This is a genomic window from Marinobacterium sp. MBR-109, assembly GCF_040547565.1.
GTDB lineage: Bacteria > Pseudomonadota > Gammaproteobacteria > Pseudomonadales > Balneatricaceae > Marinobacterium.
Window position 1 is genome coordinate 77,788 of record NZ_JBEPPZ010000003.1, and the last position, 17,858, is coordinate 95,645.

16 protein-coding genes are annotated in these 17,858 nt (G+C 59.6%); 10 read left to right on the forward strand and 6 right to left on the reverse strand.

Annotation, left to right across the window (positions count from 1 at the left end):
- Window positions 1-155: 155 nt before the first annotated feature.
- Window positions 156-1,988 (reverse strand): dihydroxy-acid dehydratase, encoded by a 1,833-nt coding sequence (gene ilvD, locus ABIE60_RS05290; RefSeq protein ID WP_354468318.1) that lies wholly within the window; start codon window positions 1,986-1,988, stop codon window positions 156-158.
- A gap of 135 nt (window positions 1,989-2,123) precedes the next feature.
- On the opposite strand from ilvD, the gene ald reads away from it, so the two are divergent.
- From ald to ABIE60_RS05320, 6 genes are all read left to right on the forward strand, one after another.
- Complete coding sequence (ald, locus tag ABIE60_RS05295) at window positions 2,124-3,245, forward strand: alanine dehydrogenase (protein WP_354468319.1); 1,122 nt, start codon at window positions 2,124-2,126, stop codon at window positions 3,243-3,245.
- A gap of 49 nt (window positions 3,246-3,294) precedes the next feature.
- Window positions 3,295-3,528: a hypothetical protein gene (locus ABIE60_RS05300; protein WP_354468321.1), complete on the forward strand. Its 234-nt coding sequence runs from the start codon at window positions 3,295-3,297 to the stop codon at window positions 3,526-3,528.
- A gap of 23 nt (window positions 3,529-3,551) precedes the next feature.
- A complete protein-coding gene (locus ABIE60_RS05305; protein WP_354468322.1) occupies window positions 3,552-3,743 on the forward strand; it encodes a YgaP family membrane protein in 192 nt (63 codons plus the stop codon).
- Window positions 3,744-3,859: 116 nt separating this feature from the next.
- Window positions 3,860-4,192, forward strand: a complete 333-nt coding sequence (locus ABIE60_RS05310; RefSeq protein WP_354468324.1) for a PepSY domain-containing protein — start codon at window positions 3,860-3,862, stop codon at window positions 4,190-4,192.
- On the forward strand, window positions 4,192-4,878 hold the full coding sequence (locus ABIE60_RS05315) for a response regulator transcription factor (RefSeq protein WP_354468325.1): 687 nt from the start codon (window positions 4,192-4,194) through the stop codon (window positions 4,876-4,878). The genes ABIE60_RS05310 and ABIE60_RS05315 overlap by 1 nt, the downstream gene beginning before the upstream one ends.
- The gene (locus ABIE60_RS05320) at window positions 4,875-6,257 is read left to right on the forward strand and encodes an ATP-binding protein (protein WP_354468326.1); all 1,383 of its coding nucleotides are present in this window, start codon (window positions 4,875-4,877) and stop codon (window positions 6,255-6,257) included. The genes ABIE60_RS05315 and ABIE60_RS05320 overlap by 4 nt, the downstream gene beginning before the upstream one ends.
- Here ABIE60_RS05320 and argA read toward each other — a convergent pair.
- From argA to ABIE60_RS05340, 4 genes are all read right to left on the reverse strand, one after another.
- A complete protein-coding gene (gene argA, locus ABIE60_RS05325; protein WP_354468328.1) occupies window positions 6,241-7,581 on the reverse strand; it encodes an amino-acid N-acetyltransferase in 1,341 nt (446 codons plus the stop codon). The genes ABIE60_RS05320 and argA overlap by 17 nt on opposite strands.
- A 22-nt stretch (window positions 7,582-7,603) precedes the next feature.
- Window positions 7,604-8,755 (reverse strand): acetylornithine deacetylase, encoded by a 1,152-nt coding sequence (argE, locus tag ABIE60_RS05330; RefSeq protein WP_354468330.1) that lies wholly within the window; start codon window positions 8,753-8,755, stop codon window positions 7,604-7,606.
- A gap of 99 nt (window positions 8,756-8,854) precedes the next feature.
- The gene (locus tag ABIE60_RS05335) at window positions 8,855-10,120 is read right to left on the reverse strand and encodes an inorganic phosphate transporter (protein ID WP_354468331.1); all 1,266 of its coding nucleotides are present in this window, start codon (window positions 10,118-10,120) and stop codon (window positions 8,855-8,857) included.
- 27 nt (window positions 10,121-10,147) lie between these two features.
- Window positions 10,148-10,825 (reverse strand): TIGR00153 family protein, encoded by a 678-nt coding sequence (locus ABIE60_RS05340; protein ID WP_354468333.1) that lies wholly within the window; start codon window positions 10,823-10,825, stop codon window positions 10,148-10,150.
- Window positions 10,826-10,993: 168 nt separating this feature from the next.
- Between ABIE60_RS05340 and ABIE60_RS05345 the strand changes: the two genes are divergently transcribed.
- Window positions 10,994-11,647, forward strand: coding sequence for a CYTH domain-containing protein (locus ABIE60_RS05345; protein ID WP_354468334.1), 654 nt, complete (start codon window positions 10,994-10,996; stop codon window positions 11,645-11,647).
- Window positions 11,648-14,560, forward strand: coding sequence for a bifunctional [glutamate--ammonia ligase]-adenylyl-L-tyrosine phosphorylase/[glutamate--ammonia-ligase] adenylyltransferase (gene glnE / locus ABIE60_RS05350; RefSeq protein WP_354468335.1), 2,913 nt, complete (start codon window positions 11,648-11,650; stop codon window positions 14,558-14,560).
- A gap of 79 nt (window positions 14,561-14,639) precedes the next feature.
- Here the strand turns inward: glnE and ABIE60_RS05355 are convergent, their stop codons facing one another.
- Window positions 14,640-15,635 (reverse strand): branched-chain amino acid aminotransferase, encoded by a 996-nt coding sequence (locus ABIE60_RS05355; protein WP_354468336.1) that lies wholly within the window; start codon window positions 15,633-15,635, stop codon window positions 14,640-14,642.
- A gap of 242 nt (window positions 15,636-15,877) precedes the next feature.
- Here ABIE60_RS05355 and ABIE60_RS05360 point away from each other — a divergent pair, with 242 nt between their 5' ends.
- Both ABIE60_RS05360 and ABIE60_RS05365 read left to right on the forward strand, forming a co-directional pair.
- Window positions 15,878-16,759 (forward strand): mitochondrial fission ELM1 family protein, encoded by an 882-nt coding sequence (locus ABIE60_RS05360; RefSeq protein ID WP_354468338.1) that lies wholly within the window; start codon window positions 15,878-15,880, stop codon window positions 16,757-16,759.
- Window positions 16,756-17,856, forward strand: coding sequence for a glycosyltransferase family 4 protein (locus tag ABIE60_RS05365; RefSeq protein WP_354468339.1), 1,101 nt, complete (start codon window positions 16,756-16,758; stop codon window positions 17,854-17,856). Before ABIE60_RS05360 ends, ABIE60_RS05365 begins: the two co-directional genes overlap by 4 nt.
- The last annotated feature ends 2 nt before the right edge of the window (window positions 17,857-17,858 follow it).

Sequence of the window (17,858 nt, forward strand, 5' to 3'; positions counted from 1 at the left end):
GACGGTAACGTCAGTTCAGTATAGACAGCCGGATGAGGGTGGAGTAACAGGTACCGGCTGCAGGGTATGGGCTTGTTACTGCCGGCAGGAGGATTTGGATCAGTGATAAAAGTCGGCAGGCGGGCGCCTGCCGACAGATGCAGCGGGGTTTGGGCTCAGTCGAGCATGCTCAGATCACGTACGGCGCCCTTGTCGGCCGAAGTGGCCAGCAGGGCGTAGGCCTTCAGTGCCGTCGAAACCTTGCGCGGACGCTCTTCGGCCGGCTTCCAGCCCAGCTTGTCCTGCTCGGCGCGACGCATCGACAACTCTTCATCGGACACCAGCACGTTGATGGTGCGGTTCGGGATGTCGATACGGATGCGATCACCGTTATTCACCAGACCGATGGCACCACCGGCGGCGGCTTCCGGTGAAGCGTGGCCGATTGACAGGCCCGAGGTCCCGCCGGAGAAGCGGCCATCCGTGAGCAGGGCACATTCCTTGCCCATTCCCTTGGACTTGAGGTAAGAGGTCGGGTAGAGCATCTCCTGCATGCCCGGACCGCCTTTAGGACCTTCGTAGCGAATCACCACAACGTCACCGGCCTTGACCTCGTCGTTGAGGATTTTCTGCACCGCCTCGTCCTGTGATTCCATCACGTTGGCGTTGCCTTCGAACACCAGAATCGACTCATCAACGCCGGCACTCTTCACGACGCAGCCATCCAGTGCGATGTTGCCGTACAGCACCGCCAGTCCGCCTTCCAGCGAGAAGGCATGGTCCAGCGAGCGGATGCAGCCGTGTTCGCGGTCACCGTCCAGCGTCGGCCATCGGGTCGCCTGGCTGAACGCCTGCTGGGTCGGGATGCCGGCCGGGCCTGCCTTGTAGAACTCGACCACCTCGGGCGTTGGATTGCGCATGATATCCCACAGGTCCAGCGCATCCTTCATGGTGGCGGTATGTACCGTTGGCACATCAGTGTGCAGTTTGCCGGCGCGATCCAGCTCACCCAGGATACCCATGATGCCACCGGCACGGTGAACGTCTTCAATGTGGTATTTCGGCGTGTTCGGCGCCACTTTGCACAGCTGAGGTACAACGCGGGAGAGGCGGTCGATATCCTTCATGGTGAAGTCGATCTCCGCTTCCTGCGCGATCGCCAGCAGGTGCAGAATGGTGTTGGTGGAACCGCCCATGGCGATATCCAGCGTCATGGCGTTCTCGAAAGCCTTCATGCCCACGGCGCGGGGCAAAATGCGCTCGTCATTGCCTTCATAGTACTTTTTCGCCAGCTCAACGATCAGATGACCGGCACGCTTGAACAGCTGCTCGCGGTCGGCGTGTGTCGCCAGCATGGTGCCGTTGCCTGGCAGGGACAGGCCCAGCGCTTCGGTGAGGCAGTTCATGGAGTTGGCAGTGAACATGCCGGAGCAGGAGCCGCAGGTGGGGCAGGCGGAGCGCTCGACGGCATCGACTTCTTCGTCAGTCGCATTCGGGTCTGCCGCCAGTACCATGGCATCCACCAGATCCAGCTTGTGTTCGGACAGTTTGGTCTTGCCGGCTTCCATCGGGCCACCGGAGACGAAGATGACCGGAATGTTCAGGCGCATCGCTGCCATCAGCATTCCCGGGGTGATCTTGTCGCAGTTGGAGATGCACACCAGTGCGTCGGCGCAGTGGGCGTTGACCATGTACTCCACGGAGTCGGCAATGATATCGCGGCTCGGCAGCGAGTAGAGCATGCCGTCGTGGCCCATGGCGATACCGTCATCCACGGCGATGGTATTGAACTCCTTGGCTACACCGCCGGCCTTTTCGATCTCGCGGGCCACCAGTTGTCCCATGTCCTTCAGGTGGACGTGGCCGGGAACGAACTGAGTAAAGGAGTTGGCCACGGCAACGATCGGTTTGTGGAAATCTTCATCCGTCATGCCGGTGGCACGCCACAGTGCACGGGCACCCGCCATGTTGCGGCCGGCGGTGGAGGTCTTGGAACGATACTCAGGCATGGGGCTCCCCTCGGAATTCGGTTCTTCAAATAGGATTAAGTATATCAGATAAAAGCAGGCCGCCGAGGGGGGTAAAAGCCGAGTCTTTTCAGCTAGACTGAAGAGCAGAACTCAGTGCACAAAGGAGAGATGGCCATGCGAGTGGGCGTGCCGAAAGAGATCAAGAATCATGAGTATCGGGTGGGCATGACCCCGATGGGGGTGCGCGAGCTGGTCGAGCAGGGGCATCAGGTTCAGGTTGAACAGAATGCCGGAGCTGCGGTTGGCTTCAGTGATGCCGACTATGAACAGGCCGGCGCCGTGATTGTGGATGACCCGCGGGCCGTGTTCACCTGGGCCGATCTTATCGTCAAGGTGAAAGAGCCGCAGCCCGATGAGTGCAGCTGGCTCAGTGCCGATCAAGTGCTGTTTACCTACCTGCACCTTGCCGCAGACCGCCCGCTGACGGATGCTCTGCTGGCCAGTGGCTGTACCGCCATCGGCTATGAAACCGTAGAGGACCAGCATGGCGGCCTGCCGCTGTTGGCGCCAATGAGCGAGGTGGCCGGGCGAATGGCCGTGCAGGCGGGTGCTCACTGTCTTGAAAAGGCGCAGGGTGGACGCGGTGTGTTGCTCGGCGGTGTGCCGGGCGTGAACCCGGGGCGGGTGATGATCCTCGGTGGAGGTGTGGTGGGCGAAAACGCTGCCCGAATTGCGCTGGGCATGGGGGCGCAGGTCTGTCTGCTGGACAAGTCCATCGTCCGACTGCGTCAGCTTGATGAGCGTTTTAATGGCGAGCTTGCCACCCTGTACTCCACCCAGGAAAACATCGAGCAGCAGCTGGCACAGGCCGATCTGGTCATTGGCGCCGTGTTGTTGCCCGGCGCGGCAGCGCCGAAGCTGGTGACGCGCAGCATGCTGGGACTGATGCGGCCCGGTGCTGTGCTGGTGGATGTGGCGATCGATCAGGGCGGATGTTTCGAAACCAGCCGCCCGACAACCCACGCCGATCCGGTGTTCGAGGTGGATGGCATTATCCATTACTGTGTCGCCAACATGCCGGGGGCCGTGGCCCGTACCGCCACCCTGGCGCTGACCAACGCAACCCTGCCCTATATCGAGGCACTGGCGCAGCACGAGTGGCGTCGGGCACTGCAGGACATCCCGGGTTTTATTCACGGCTTGAACATCCATTCCGGTCGCGTTGCCTGTGCCGGGGTTGCCGAGGCTTTTGATCTGCCTTTCAATCCGCCCCAAACGGAGCTGGGCAGTGCTTGAACCAAATCGCCGGCGGCTCTATGCTCGACACAGATATAAGGAGTATCTGATGCAGGAAAATAACAGAATTGGCGCCGACATCTGGCTGCAGCGGTTGATGAAAACCGGCATTCCGTTGGCGTTGATCTGCATTCTCAGCCTGTGGCTGGGACAGACATTGGGCGTGCCGGCGCTGGGTTGGCTGTTTGTGCTGAGCGCACCGCTGGTGCTGCTGATCGGTTTTGCCTACAACCTGAGATACCTGCTGCTGGTACAGCGTCGCAAGCGTGCCCGGCAGAGCTGAAACATCATCGAGGAGACTGCAACATGGAACGCAATATCGGTGTACTGGATCAACTGGTGCGAGTCCTGATCGGCCTGGTGCTGATCGTACTGATCTTTTTCGGACCCCAGACATGGTGGGGCCTGGTCGGCGTGCCGATCATCGCAATCGCCATCTCCGGGACCTGCCCGCTTTACAGCCTGCTGGGCATGCGTACCTGCCGCAAGTGTGGCTGACATTCACGCGCGATTCAGATCAGGATCTTTAGCCTACGCATCCATTGACGGGTGAACTCGGTTGCGGCTCGGCCGCAACCGCACGCCGACCATAGAAGGTCGCATGAGGTAAAACCATGCCAGCCGAGCGCCATCACCGCTCTGTCCATACCGCTGTGATTACAGCCCTGTTGATTACGCTGCAGCTCTGGAGTGTAAGTCCGCTGTTGTCAGCGGAGCCCGCTAGGGACTCTGCTGAAGATACCGTTGAGCCGGTCAACCTGTTGCAGGCCTCGAAGCTTGTTCGGGATGAACTGGGTGGAGAGGTGATCAAGGCGGAGCTGACAGAGCATCAGGGTGAGCCGGTCTATACCATCCGTCTGCTGGAACAGGGACGTATCCGTGAAGTGCTGGTGGATGCTGCCAGCGGCAAGTTGTTACCTGAAGAGATAGCGGAGGCGGCTGACTGATGAAGGCCCTGATAGTTGAAGATGATACCGACCTGAGGCGCCAGCTGTGCAACCTGCTGGAGCAGCGCGGATACACCATTGAGCAAACCGGCAGTGGTCGTGAAGCGCTCTACCTCGGTCAGGAGTATGAATACGACATTGCGGTAGTTGATATCGGCCTGCCGGAGATGTCGGGGCTGGACCTGATTCGGCAGTGGCGGGAAGAGGGGCACACCATGCCCGTGCTGGTGCTGACAGCCCGCGGTGACTGGCAGGACAAGGTCGAGGGGCTGGAAGCCGGTGCCGACGACTATCTGGCCAAGCCCTTCCATACCGAAGAGCTGCTGGCGCGTCTGAATGCCTTGGTGCGACGTGCATCCGGCCATGCCAGCCCGGTACTGCGCTTTGGTCCACTGGAGCTGGATACGGCCGCCCGTGTGGTGAGTCTGAATGGTGACGAGGTCAGGCTCACCAGCTATGAGTACCGCACGCTTGAATACCTGATGCTCAATGCGGGCAAGACCATCTCCAAGGCAGAGCTGACAGAGCACCTTTATCATCAGGATTATGACCGCGACAGCAATGTGCTGGAGGTGTTTATCCGCCGCCTGCGCCAGAAGCTGGATCCGGACCAGAGCCTGCAGCCGATCACCACCGTGCGCGGTCTGGGCTATCGCTTTGCCCTTGGAGGCGGGCCCGCCGCGTGAGTCCCGAAGCCGCCGTACCCCTCTCACTGCGTGCCCGTTTGCTGCGGGCGTCGGCGGTTATCCTGCCGTTGGTGATCATTGTGGCCGGGGTGGCGCTGCTCAAAGCCTTTCATGGCAGCCTTGAAAATGCCGAGGCTTCACAGGCGCGGCTGCATGTCTATCTCCTGCTGGGTGCCGTTGAAGTGGATGGCAACCAGCTCAAACTCCCCAACACCTTGCTTGAGCCGGGCTTCAGCCGTGATGGCTCGGGTGTCTATGGCTTCATTCATGCCGCTGACGGCAGCCTGTTGTGGCGCTCCCGTTCCAGCCAGAGTATCGCTCCGGATGTGGTGCAACGGCTGCCCAGCTCGTTGCTGCAGCCCGGGCAGGCGCTGTTCAGTCATCTGCCGCAGCAGGGGCTGTATCTGTTCCAGTATCCGGTGATCTGGGAGGCGGATGGTACCGATATTCGCTTCCTGGTATCGGTTCTGCGCAGCGACAGTCATGTGGTCTCCGAGATGAAAGCCTTCAGCCTGCAGCTGCTGGGGTGGCTCAGCGGAGTTGGACTGGTCGCGCTGCTGGCACAGTATTTCATCATGCGCTGGGGGTTGCGGCCGCTGGATCTGCTGGCGGCTGACCTGCAGCGGATTGAGGCCGGCAGGACGGACCACCTGGACGGGCGTTACCCCGAGGAGGTGCAGGGCGTCACGCAGAGTCTGAACCGCCTGATCGAGTCGGAACGGCGCCAGCGTGAGCGGTATCGCAATACGCTGGCCGATCTTGCCCACAGTTTGAAAACACCACTGGCGGTGATACGTGGTGCCGGTGACGATTGTGCCGATCAGCACAGCTATCGCAGGCTGGTGGAGGAGCAAACCCAGCGCATGCAGCAGATTGTGCAGTATCAGCTGTCCAGGGCCGTCAAGAGTGAGGGGCGGGTGCTGGCACAGGCGGTGGCGGTCGCGCCCCTGCTGGAGCGGTTGGTGCGGGTGATGGAGAAAGTCTACGCTGCCCATCCGGCAGAGGTCAGCCTGTCGTTACAGCCGGATGCCGGTTTTGCCGGTGATGAGCGTGATCTGATGGAGCTGCTGGGAAATCTGCTGGATAACGCCTTCAAATATGGCAACGGGCGGGTGGCGGTCGAGGCGGGCCTTGAGGCAGGTCAGCTGGTGATCAGCATCAGTGACAACGGTGAAGGTGTGGCGCCGGCACAGCGGCAGGTGATCTTGCAGCGCGGCGCCCGTCTGGACAGCCAGACCCCGGGGCAGGGGATCGGGCTGGCGGTAGCGCTGGATATTGTCAGCAGCTATGACGGTGCGCTGGAGGTCAGCAGCTCAACTTTGGGTGGTGCCTGCTTTCGGGTTGAGCTGCCGGGTGGGCCGGTCAGCCAAGACGCTTGAAGAACACCTTGGAGTTGCGCTGGAAGTTGTAGAGGGCCTTTTTCTCGCCCGGCAGCTCGTCCAGCGGTGCATTGCCAAAGCCCCGTTCAAGGAACCAGTGCGCCGTACGGGTCGTGAGCACGAACAGTCGCTTCAGCCCCAACGCAATGGCCTGATCCTCGATCGCTTCCAGCAGCATGTCGCCACGCTGCCCGCCCCGGTAGGTCTGGTCGATGGCAACACAGGCCAGTTCTCCGATCGCTTCTTCCGGGAAGGGGTAGAGTGCGGCACAGCCAATGATGGCGCCATCACGCTCGACCACGGTAAAACGCTCGATCTCGGCTTCCAGGCGCTCGCGGGAGCGGCGCACCAGCACACCTTTCTCTTCCAGTGGGGCGATCAGCTCCAGAATACCCCCCACGTCTTCAATGTTGGCGGGGCGTACCTGCTCGTAGGAATGGCTGACTACCATGGTGCCCTGCCCGTCGCGGGTGAACAGCTCGGCCAGCAACGCACCGTCGTCGTGGTAACTGATCAGGTGGCAGCGGGGTACGCCCTGCTGGCAGGCGGTCGCGGCGGCTTCCAGCAGACAGGCGGTTTCACTGTAAGGCTGCTCGGGGTCATCCAGCTTGGCCAGATATTGCTGCACCAGACGAGCGGCGGTTGAGGCCAGCAGTTCGCTGCGCAGCTCACCCTGGCTGTCCTGAATGCCGGGACGGGAACCAAACAGAATCAGCTTGTCGGCCTTGAGGGCGATCGCGGCCTGAGTGGCGACCTCCTCTACCGACAGATTGAATACTTCGCCGGTGGGCGAGTAGCCCAAGTTGGACAGCAGTACGATCTGATTCAGGTCCAGCAGGCGGCGCACCCCCTCATGGTCAATTCGCCGCAGTTCGCCGGTGTGGCCCATGTCCACGCCATCCAGTACACCTACCGGTCGGGCCGTGACAAAGTTGCCGCTGCAGACACGGATACGCGCTCCGTGCATCGGCGTGTTGGCCAGCCCCATCGACAGCTGGGCCTCGATTTCGGTCCTGAGGCTGCCCACGGCCTCGATTACACACTCCAGAATTTCCGGTGTGGTGACGCGCAGGTCGTGGTGAAGGCGTGTCTCCACCCCGCGTGCCTGCAGGCGCTGCTCCGCCTGAGGACGAGCGCCGTGCACCAGTACCAGCCGCACGCCGAGGCTGTTGAGCAGGGCGATGTCATGTACCGTGTTGGCAAAGTTGGCATCGGCTATCGCCTCGCCCCCCAGCATCAGCACAAAGGTCTTGCCCCGGTGCGCATTGATATAGGGCGACGAGTGGCGAAACCAGTTAACGTATTCGGAAGTCACGGCGCTCAAGTCAGGCTCCTGCTGTTCTGTATTAAAGGCAGTAGTGGGCAATCAGGCTGCGCAACAGCTCCACCGTAGGGCGGATCTGATCCAGTGCCAGATATTCGTCCGGCTGGTGGGCCTGATCAATACTGCCCGGTCCCATCACTATGGTATCCATCCCCAACGATTGCAGGAAGGGGGCTTCAGTGCCAAAGGCCACCGCTTCGGCGCGATGGCCGGTCAAGCGTTCGGCCAGCCTTACCAGCTCCGAGTCGGCCGGCGTCTCGAAGGGTGGAATGCCCGGAAACTGGGAGTGGGTCTCGATCTTCACGCCAAAACGGTCATTCAGCGGTCGCAGCCGCTCACTGATGGCGTTGCGCAACCCGTCAATGGACATGCCGGGCAGTGGCCGCAGGTCATACTCCAGCTCACAGCGACCACAGATCCGGTTGGAGCTGTCGCCACCGTGGATACAGCCCAGATTAAGGGTGGGCACATCGACCCGGAACTGGGCGTTGCGGTGTTTCTGTTGCAGCTCGCCGCGCAGGGTCAGCAGTTCGCTCATCACTGCATGCATCGCTTCCAGTGCGTTGGCACCCAGCGAGGGATCGGAGGAGTGGCCTGATCGGCCCTGTATGCGCACCGATTCCATAATGATTCCCTTGTGCATCCGGATCGGCTGCAGGCGGGTGGGCTCGCCGATCACGGCAGCGCGGGCCATTGGACGACCGGCCTCGGCCAGTGCGCGGGCGCCGGACATGGAGCTTTCTTCGTCCGCCGTGGCCAGAATGATCAACGGCTGTTTCAGGGGCTGGTCGAGGAAGTGCTTGGCGGCCTCAATGGCGAGGGCGAAAAAGCCTTTCATGTCACAGGTGCCCAGCCCGTACAGCCGGTTGTCACGCTCAGTCAGAAAGAAGGGGTCCGAACGCCATAGCTCCGGATCACAGGGCACGGTATCGGTATGCCCTGACAGCACAAGCCCGCCCGGACCGCTGCCCAGTGTGGCGATCAGGTTGGCCTTTTCGGGATGTCCCGGTACCGGCATCACTTCAGCGTTAAAGCCAAGCGCCTCAAGCCACTCATGCAGCTGCTCGATGACAACCAGGTTGCTCTGATCGTGGTGTACGGAAGCGGAACTGATGGATGGCGCAGCGATCAGCCGGCGCATCATTTCAAGGGTATTGAGCGAGTGTGTGGTCATGATGGGCTCCACTGTTTGACCCATTTTGCTACCTTTGCGGTCGCGGGTCCATGTGTGTGAAGCGAGGGGTGGTCAGATTGACCACCCCGGGGCGGGCTGTCAGGTGAACATACCCTTGAGCATGAAGAAGAACATGATCGACAGGATGGCACCGGCCGGCAGCGTCACGATCCAGGAGACGAAGATGGTGCCCACAACGCGCAGGTTGAGCGCTGCCATGCCACGGGCCAGGCCCACGCCCAACACCGCACCCACCAGCGTATGAGTGGTGGAGATCGGCAACCCTGTACCTGAAGCCACAACGACAGTGCTGGCGGCTGCCAGCGTGGCGGCAAAACCGCGGCTAGGGGTCAGCTCGGTAATGTTCTGGCCGACGGTGGCGATCACCTTGTGGCCATACATCACCAGGCCGGCAACGATGCCGGCACCACCGAGCAGCAGAATCCAGGCGGGCATGGCGGCTTTCTGTGCCACTTCTCCGCCGGCGCTGACGATACCGACAATGGCGGCCAGCGGGCCAACGGCGTTGGCCACATCGTTGGAGCCGTGGGCAAAGGCCATGGCGCAGGCGGTGAACATCATCAGGACGCCGAATACCTTTTCCACGCTGGTGAAGTGGAAGTCGCGATTGGCTTCAGGGTCAAGCTTGATGCCGCGCTGCATGAATATGCCGATACCCATGGTGACCAAGCCGATCAACACCGAAACCGCAGCACTCTCGCCCCAGCTCAGGTGCAGGCCTACATGCTTGAGGCCCTTGGTGAAGGTCACCATGGCGATGATGAAGCCCACCAGGAAAATATACATGGGGACATAGCGTTTGGCATTGGCGAAGGGATTCTCGGTATCCAGAATCAACTTTTGTACACTGCGGAACAGGAAGAAGGCGATGACGCCGGCCGTGACGGGTGACACTACCCAGCTGGCCACAATATTGCCGACCTTGTTCCAGTGTACGGCCTCCATGGAGATACCAACGGCTGCAAAGCCGACAATGGCGCCGACAATGGAGTGAGTGGTGGAAACCGGCCAGCCAAAGTGGGTCGCAATCAGCAGCCAGATGCCCGCTGCCAGCAGCGAAGCCATCATGCCGAATACCAGAAGTTCCGGGTTGGCGCTGAGCATTGAGGGTTCGATAATACCCTTGCGGATCGTATCGGTTACGGCCCCGCCGGCCAGATAGGCGCCGGCGAATTCGAACAGAATAGCGATCAGAATGGCCTGTTTCAGGGTCAGAGCGCGGGACCCGACAGAAGTCCCCATCGCGTTGGCTACATCGTTGGCACCTACACCCCAGGCCATGAAGAAGCCGAAGATGCAGGCCATGACCACCATGATGGTGCCGTACTGAGCAATGATTTCCATAGGTTTAAGCCTTGGTCGTCTGTGTAGTTAACGGGCCAGCAGCAGCTGCAGTCGGCTGCCAACCTGCTGGGCGCGGTTGGCAAGATCGCCAACCCACTGGATGATCTGATAGAGAAACATGACATCGATCGGCCAGAGGTCGCGTTCAACACGGAACAGTGAGGCACGCAGCTCGCGCTCATGCTCGTCGGTCTTGTGCTCCAGTCGGTCCAACTCGGTGATCAGGCGTTCAACGATATCCACTTCATGGCCGCGGAAACCCGCTGCCAACAGCTCGTCCAGCTCACTCAGTGCCAGTACGGCCTGTTCAATCGTCTGCAGAGCGGTGCGCAGCAGTTCGCGCAGTTCGTCCTGGATCGGTTCCGGGATCTGCATCTGGCGACCCAGCATCAAACCGGCAATATCCTTGGCTCGGTTGGCGATCTTGTCCTGCATGCGCAGAAGATCAAGTAGATCGGTGCGGGGGACCGGCAGAAAAATGCTGGCGGGGAGGCGCTGGCGGATATCTCGCTTCATGTCATCCGCTTCACCTTCAATGACAGCGATACGGTGCTGACATTCAGCTGCCGTGTTCCAGTCGTTCGCGATCACCGCATCAAAGAAGGGGATCAGTTCTGCGGCGCTTGCCTGCGCCTTGATGATGTGCTCCTGCATCGGCTTGAACGGGGAACGGGCGAACATCTGCATAATTGGGCTATTAACCATGTTGCGTTCCTGTTGCAGGTGGAAAAAACTGGGCGCAAGTATACGTGCTGCTGTCACAGATCTGTAGTGATAGTGTCATAAAAAGTGTCACAAAATTTGCGCGATTCTGATGATGATCAGTGCTCTGGATTGGGTACACTGGTGGCAGATCAACAAGGTGTCTGAACGATGGCGACAGAAACAGAACTCAAGCTGCTGATCGAACCGGCAGCAATGGAACGGTTGAGCCGGCATTCACTGCTGTGCCATGCAACCGGGCAAGCGGCCCGTCTGCTGCATAACACCTACTATGACACAGCGGCCCTCGATCTGGCCCGAGCAAAGGTGGCACTGCGGGTCCGGCGTCAGGGGGAGCGGTTTATTCAGACGCTGAAAACACGGGGGCAGAGCATCGACGGTCTGCATCAGCGGGGTGAATGGGAGTGGGATCTGACCAGCGAACAGCTTGATCCCACTCTGCTTGGAGCCGACATCTGGCCCACCGAGCTGGCCGCACCGGATCAGATGACACTGATGCCGGTGTTTACCACCGACTTCACGCGCCGCCTCTGGTGGCTGACTTTTGAGGGTGCCGAGATCGAAGTGGCACTGGATCTGGGTGAAGTGGTGTGCGACTGCGCGGATGGTCTTCATCTGACCGATCCGATCAGTGAGCTGGAGCTGGAACTCAAATCAGGCCCTGCTGAAGCGCTGTTTGCACTGGCGCATCGGTTGGCTGAGCAGGTAGAACTGCAGCCTGGCGATATCAGCAAGGCACAGCGTGGCTATCGACTGTTCAGTCAGTGTGGCCAGCACTCAATGGATTGCAGGGGAGACGCATGAATGTCGATTGATGAACAGATGTTGCAGAACGTGCCGGAACAGCTGCGGCCTCTGCTGCAGGATAACCTTGCTCGCATCGAAGCTGCCCTCGGTGAGTTGCAGGGTCAGCCGGATTGGCTGACGGGCGAGTTGCAGCGCACCCTGATTGGCAGTGATTTTGTTGCCGAACAGCTGCAGCGTCACCCTGGCTGGCTGGCGCAGCTGATTCGAAGCGGCGACCTGCAACAGGCCTACGGCGAAACCGAGTATGCCGAACGACTGCAGGCGTTGCTGACACCGATTGAGGACGAGAAGGAGCTGCACCGCCAGTTGCGCCTGTTCCGTCAGCGCGAAATGATCCGCCTGATCTGGCGTGATCTCAACCGGCTCAGCGACATGCGCGGTAACACCCGCGAGCTGTCCTGGCTGGCGGATGCCTGCATTGATCGCACACTGGAGTGGTTGTACCAGCAGGCCTGTCAGCGCTGGGGCGTGCCACACTCGCGCCCGGATGCCAGCGGGCAGCGGCATCCGCAACGGATGGTGGTGCTCGGCATGGGCAAGCTGGGTGCGCATGAGTTGAACCTGTCATCCGATATTGATTTGATCTTTACCTTCCCGGCCAATGGCGAAACCGACGGTGATCGCAAGAATCTGGAAAATCAGGACTTTTTCATCCGGCTGGGGCAAAAGCTGATCCAGGCGCTGGATAACCTGACCATCGATGGATTTGTGTTTCGCGTCGACATGCGCCTGCGTCCATTCGGCTCGGCTGGCCCGCTGGCGTGCAGCTTTGGAGCCATGGAAAGCTATTACCAGGATCAGGGCCGTGACTGGGAGCGCTATGCCATGATCAAGGCTCGCGTTGTAGCCGGTGATCAGGAGGCCGGAGAGGAGCTGATCCAGCTGTTGCGTCCGTTTGTGTATCGCAAGTATATCGACTTCAGCGCATTCGAATCATTGCGCGACATGAAGGGCATGATCAACCGTGAAGTGCGCCGCAAAGGGTTGAGTCATAACGTGAAACTGGGTGCCGGTGGCATCCGCGAGGTGGAATTTATTGCACAGGCGTTTCAGTTAATCCGGGGCGGTCGCGATCATGAGTTGCAGCAGCGTGAACTGCTCAATATTCTGCCGCAGCTGCCGGAGAAGGTGGGTATGCCTGAAGCGGCCGTGGCCGAGCTGACTGATGCCTACACCTTCCTGCGCAATATAGAGCATGGTATTCAGGCGATCGCCGACAAACAGACGCAGGAATTGCCGGAAGATGAAATGGGCCGGGAGCGTCTGGCCTTTGCCCAGGGCTTTGCCGATTGGGATGCGTTGGACCAGGCGTTGCAAAAATGTCGGGCGGACGTGTCGCGTCACTTTGCAGATGTGATCGCTCCGGTGGATGAGGGAGAAGAACAACCTGATGACCTGCGCGGTGACTGGCTGGCGCTCTGGCAAGGGTTGATGGAGGATGCCAGTGCGCTGGAGTTTCTGGCCGAACAGGGCTATCAGGCTCCTGAGCAGGCATTGAAAGCGCTGCAGGATCTGAAGGGGTTGCGCACGGTACAGATGCTGCAAAAAGTGGCGCTGGAGCGACTGGAAGCGGTATTGCCGGCTCTGCTGGAGAATGTTGGGCAGTGCAGTAATCCGGAGATTACGCTGGAGCGGGTACTGGTGTTGATTCAGGCGGTATTGCGCCGGTCCGCCTATCTGGTGCTGTTGAACGAAAACCCTGCAGCGTTGAAACAGCTGGTTCAGCTCTGCTCCGCCAGTGCCTGGTTTGCCGAGCAGTTGTCGAAACAGCCTGTTCTGCTGGATGAGTTGATCGATCCACGCACACTTTACACGCCGCCGAACCTGACGGCTCTGCGTACCGAGCTGCGCCAGCAGTTGCTGCGTATCCCGGAAGATGACATCGAACAATTGATGGAAACCCTGCGTTACTTCAAGCATGCCCACATGTTGCGGGTGGCAGCGTCCGATATTACCGGAGTATTGCCGTTGATGCGGGTCAGTGATTACCTGACCTGGCTTGCGGAAGCCGTGCTTGAAGCGGTGCTGGATATCGCCTGGCGCAACCTCACTGAGAAACACGGCGTACCGCAGAAAAGCCCCGGTGTGCCCTGTGATCCCGACTTTATCATCATCGGTTATGGCAAGGTGGGTGGCATAGAGCTGTCCTACGGCTCTGATCTGGATCTGGTATTTCTGCACGATGCGGCCGGCAATCTGGAGACCGATGGAGGCAAACCCATCGCCAACAGTGTCTTCTTCAACCGGTTGGGACAGAGGATCATCCATATCCTCAATACGTTCACCCCGTCCGGGATTCTGTATGAAGTGGACATGCGCTTGCGCCCGTCCGGCAACTCCGGCCTGCTGGTCAGCTCACTGAATGCCTTCCGAGAGTATCAACAGAAGGAAGCCTGGACCTGGGAGCACCAAGCGCTGGTTCGGGCGCGTGTGGTGGCCGGCAGCCCAGCCCTGGCGGAGCGATTCCAGTCCGTGCGCCGTGAGATACTGGGGCAGCCGCGGGAAGAGGCAAAACTCAAGTCGGATGTGGTCACGATGCGCGAGAAGATGCGCGGGCATCTGGGCAGTAAACCTGCGGCCGATGAAGAAAGTCGCGTATTCCATCTGAAACAGGACCGGGGTGGTATCGTCGATATCGAGTTCATGGTGCAATATCTGGTGTTGCGTCATGCGGCCGAGATGCCTGCACTGATGCGTTGGACCGATAACATCCGCATTCTGGCCAGTGTTGAAGCCGAAGGGTTGCTGGCATCCGATGAGGTGGAGCTGCTGCGGGAAGCCTATAAGGCCTATCGTGCTGCCGGCCACCGTCAGACGATGCAAAACCTGTCCGGTGTGTTGGGCGATCAGGAAATGGCCGCCTATCGCGCAGGCGTAGCCGAACTCTGGCAAAGGTTGCTGGCGCAGTAACTCTCGCTCTCTACGCATGAAAAAGCCGACCCGGGATATGCCGGGTCGGCTTTTCAGACTCGTGAGCTGTGCCGTTCGGTCAGAGGCTGGTCAGCCAGCCATGGGTATCCTCAACCTTGCCCCACTGAATATCGTTCAGGGCACGGCGCAGACGCACTGTAGTTTCGCCGATGCCGCCGTTGCCAACTTCATACTCCTTGCCCTTGTGGATCAGGGTGCCGACAGAGGTCAGTACAGCGGCCGTGCCGGACAGGGCCGCTTCACATCCCGGACGCGCGCTGCGCTCAAGCAGCTCCTCAACGGTGAGCTGGCGTTCGGACACGGTCATGCCCATATCACGAGCCAGCGTCAGGATGGAGTCACGGGTGACGCCGTGCAGGAAGGTCGAGTCCAGCGCCTTGGTGATGATCTCGTCACCATCGATCAGCAGGAAGTTGGCTGCACCGGTTTCCTGAACATCACCGCCCGGGCAGAACAGTACCTGATCAGCCTGGTACTCCGCTCGTGCCTTCATGATCGGCTGCAGTGCACTGGCATAGTTGCCGCCACTTTTGACCACGCCCATGTGCGGCGAACAGCGCATGCCCTCGTCATCCAACAGCAGGCGCAGTGCCTTGTCACCGCCGGTAAAGTAATCACCCACCGGTGACAGCAACACATACAGGCAGGACGTCAGTGAAGGAACGGCAGCCTTGCCGATGGCAGGCTCGGTACCGATATGGGTCGGGCGAATGTACATGGAGCCAGGCGCCTCCGGTACCTGATCGGCAAAGCGGGTGACAATATCAACAATCATCTGCTCAAGCTTTTCCGGTGCAAACTCCGGCAATGCCAGAATGTCGGAGCTTTGCTGCAGGCGGGCAATGTTGCGGTCCATGCGAAAGATTTTGACCGAACCGTCTTCGTGACGAAATGCCTTCAAGCCCTCGAAGCAACTGCTGGAGTAGTGCAGTACGTGTGCCCCGGGGTGCAGCTGAATACTGTCGCTCGATACCACCTCGGCGTTGCTCCACTGTGAGCCGTCGAACCAGGAAATTGCCATTTCAGGCATGAAAACGGAACCAAAAGCAGACATATCACCTTCCTAACAAGCTGGGCTGAGACCGAAGGCTGGCGGGGCGGAGCCAGCAGACACGAGCGATCCGAGAAATTCAGACCCCTAGATTGTATGCATTCAGCGAAAAAATGGAATTGCCTGGCGGATAAATAGTGTTGCAGCCTTCGTTGCACGGCTGCTGCAATGGTATCATTTGACGCCTATGGCAAGCGTCTGGTTCTGTTGGGCCGAGCGTATGGGAAACAGCAAAGTGGGTGTGCGTGAAACAGATCCTGATTATCAGCGATGGCAAGCCCGGGCATCGCAACCAGTCGCTGGGGCTGGCCGAAGCGATTGCCCGCCGTACTTCGGTGGAGATCAGCGAACGCGAGCCAATGGGGCGCTTCGAGGCACTGAGGCTCTGCCTGGGTGGCGCCTTGCCGCAACTGGATGACCGCCCTGATCTACTGATCGGTGCCGGACACACCACGCACCTGACCCTGCTGGCGCTGCGCAAACTGTACCGTGCTCCCGCCATTGTGTTGATGAAACCATCTATCCCGATGGGCTTCTTTGACCTCTGCCTGGTGCCCGAGCATGACCAGCCACCCAGACGTCCCAATATCATTGTCACTGACGGGGCGCTCAACCGGATGCTACCGGGCGAGAAGGCTCCGGGCAGCGGTGTCATACTGATCGGGGGGCCGTCAAAACATTACCGCTGGGATGAAGCCGGTGTGCTGAATCAGGTGCAGGCCCTGCTGGAATCGGAACAGCGTGACTGGCTGATCGGCTCGTCACGGCGAACGCCTGCCAGTACTGAGCAGGCTTTGTCAGCGTTGTGCGGCGATCGCTTTGTACCCGCCGCCGAAACCGGACCCGACTGGCTGCCGCAGCAGCTGGCCAGCGCTGAGGTCTGCTGGATCACGGAAGACAGCGCATCCATGGTGTATGAAGCACTGACGGCGGGCTGCCAAGTTGGCGTTTTGCCACTACGCGGTAATGCGGACAACCGGATCGGCAAGGGTATTGAGCAGCTTGCAACACAGGGGCTGGTGGTGCGCGCACCGGACTGGTCGATGAGCGGGCTGGCGGCTGCGGGTGTTGTATTTAATGAGGCAGAGCGCTGTGCCGAGGAAGTGCTCAGGAGGGAGTGGCTGTGAAGGTTGTACAGGTATTGCCAGCCCTTGAGCTGGGAGGCGTCGAGCGAGGCACGCTTGAAGTGGCTCGTGGACTGGTTGCCGCTGGCCATGAGTCCATTGTTGTGTCGGCCGGCGGGCGCCTTGTTGAACAGCTTGAACGTGAAGGCAGCCGCCACGTGCAATGGGGACTGGGCAAGAAATCGTTACTGACGCTGCTGCAGGTGGCCGGGTTTCGCCGTTGGCTGGCCGAAGAAAAGCCGGATATCGTGCATGTGCGATCACGCATGCCCGCCTGGGTTGTATGGCTGGCCTGGCGCAAGATGGACCCAGCGACTCGGCCGCGCTTCATCACCACCCTGCATGGTATGCACTCGGTTAACCGCTACAGCGCCATCATGGGCAAGGGTGAACGCGTTATTGCCGTATCCGAGACGGCGAAACGCTACCTGTTGGACAACTATCCGGAAGTGGACCCTGCCAAGGTAACCGTGATTCATCGGGGCATTGACCCGGAAGAGTTTCCGCGTGGATATCAGCCCACAGAAGAATGGAAAACACGCTTCTTTGATGAGTGCCCTCAGGCTCTGAATAAACACCTGATCTGCTTCCCTGGACGAATTACTCGCTGGAAAGGGCATCTTGATCTGGTCAAGGTCGTGGCAACACTCAGTCAACAGCGACAGGACTTCCATGTCCTGATCGTCGGCAGTGACCCCAAGAACAAATTCATTCATGAAGTGAAGGCAGCCATCAGTGCGGCTGGCCTCAACGAGTATTTCTCCTTCCTGGGCACCCGCTCGGATATGAAAGAGCTGTATGCCATTTCAGATGTGATGTTGTCCCTTACATCAACAACCGCAGAAGCGTTTGGCCGAACAGTTGTGGAATGTTTGTCGATTGGTACGCCGGTGGTGGGGTATGCACATGGGGCGGTTGCTGAAACCTTGGGGGCTATTTATCCGGAAGGCAGGGCTGTAACGGGAGATATTCCAGACATTGTGCGGAGTATTGAAGGCGTATTTCATAAGAGTAAAGGCGTGGGTTTAAAAAACAATCCTTTTGTGCTTGATCATATGATAACCAGCACTCTAGAAATATATTCGAATTACAGGATGTAAGT

Bases quoted from the DNA above. Each gene is read 5' to 3' on its own strand.
- ilvD (WP_354468318.1), bottom strand. From the start codon at position 1,988: ATGCCTGAGTATCGTTCCAAGACCTCCACCGCCGGCCGCAACATGGCG.
- ald (WP_354468319.1), top strand. From the start codon at position 2,124: ATGCGAGTGGGCGTGCCGAAAGAGATCAAGAATCATGAGTATCGGGTG.
- ABIE60_RS05300 (WP_354468321.1), top strand. From the start codon at position 3,295: ATGCAGGAAAATAACAGAATTGGCGCCGACATCTGGCTGCAGCGGTTG.
- ABIE60_RS05305 (WP_354468322.1), top strand. From the start codon at position 3,552: ATGGAACGCAATATCGGTGTACTGGATCAACTGGTGCGAGTCCTGATC.
- ABIE60_RS05310 (WP_354468324.1), top strand. From the start codon at position 3,860: ATGCCAGCCGAGCGCCATCACCGCTCTGTCCATACCGCTGTGATTACA.
- ABIE60_RS05315 (WP_354468325.1), top strand. From the start codon at position 4,192: ATGAAGGCCCTGATAGTTGAAGATGATACCGACCTGAGGCGCCAGCTG.
- argE (WP_354468330.1), bottom strand. From the start codon at position 8,755: ATGACCACACACTCGCTCAATACCCTTGAAATGATGCGCCGGCTGATC.
- ABIE60_RS05335 (WP_354468331.1), bottom strand. From the start codon at position 10,120: ATGGAAATCATTGCTCAGTACGGCACCATCATGGTGGTCATGGCCTGC.
- ABIE60_RS05340 (WP_354468333.1), bottom strand. From the start codon at position 10,825: ATGGTTAATAGCCCAATTATGCAGATGTTCGCCCGTTCCCCGTTCAAG.
- ABIE60_RS05345 (WP_354468334.1), top strand. From the start codon at position 10,994: ATGGCGACAGAAACAGAACTCAAGCTGCTGATCGAACCGGCAGCAATG.
- glnE (WP_354468335.1), top strand. From the start codon at position 11,648: ATGTCGATTGATGAACAGATGTTGCAGAACGTGCCGGAACAGCTGCGG.
- ABIE60_RS05355 (WP_354468336.1), bottom strand. From the start codon at position 15,635: ATGTCTGCTTTTGGTTCCGTTTTCATGCCTGAAATGGCAATTTCCTGG.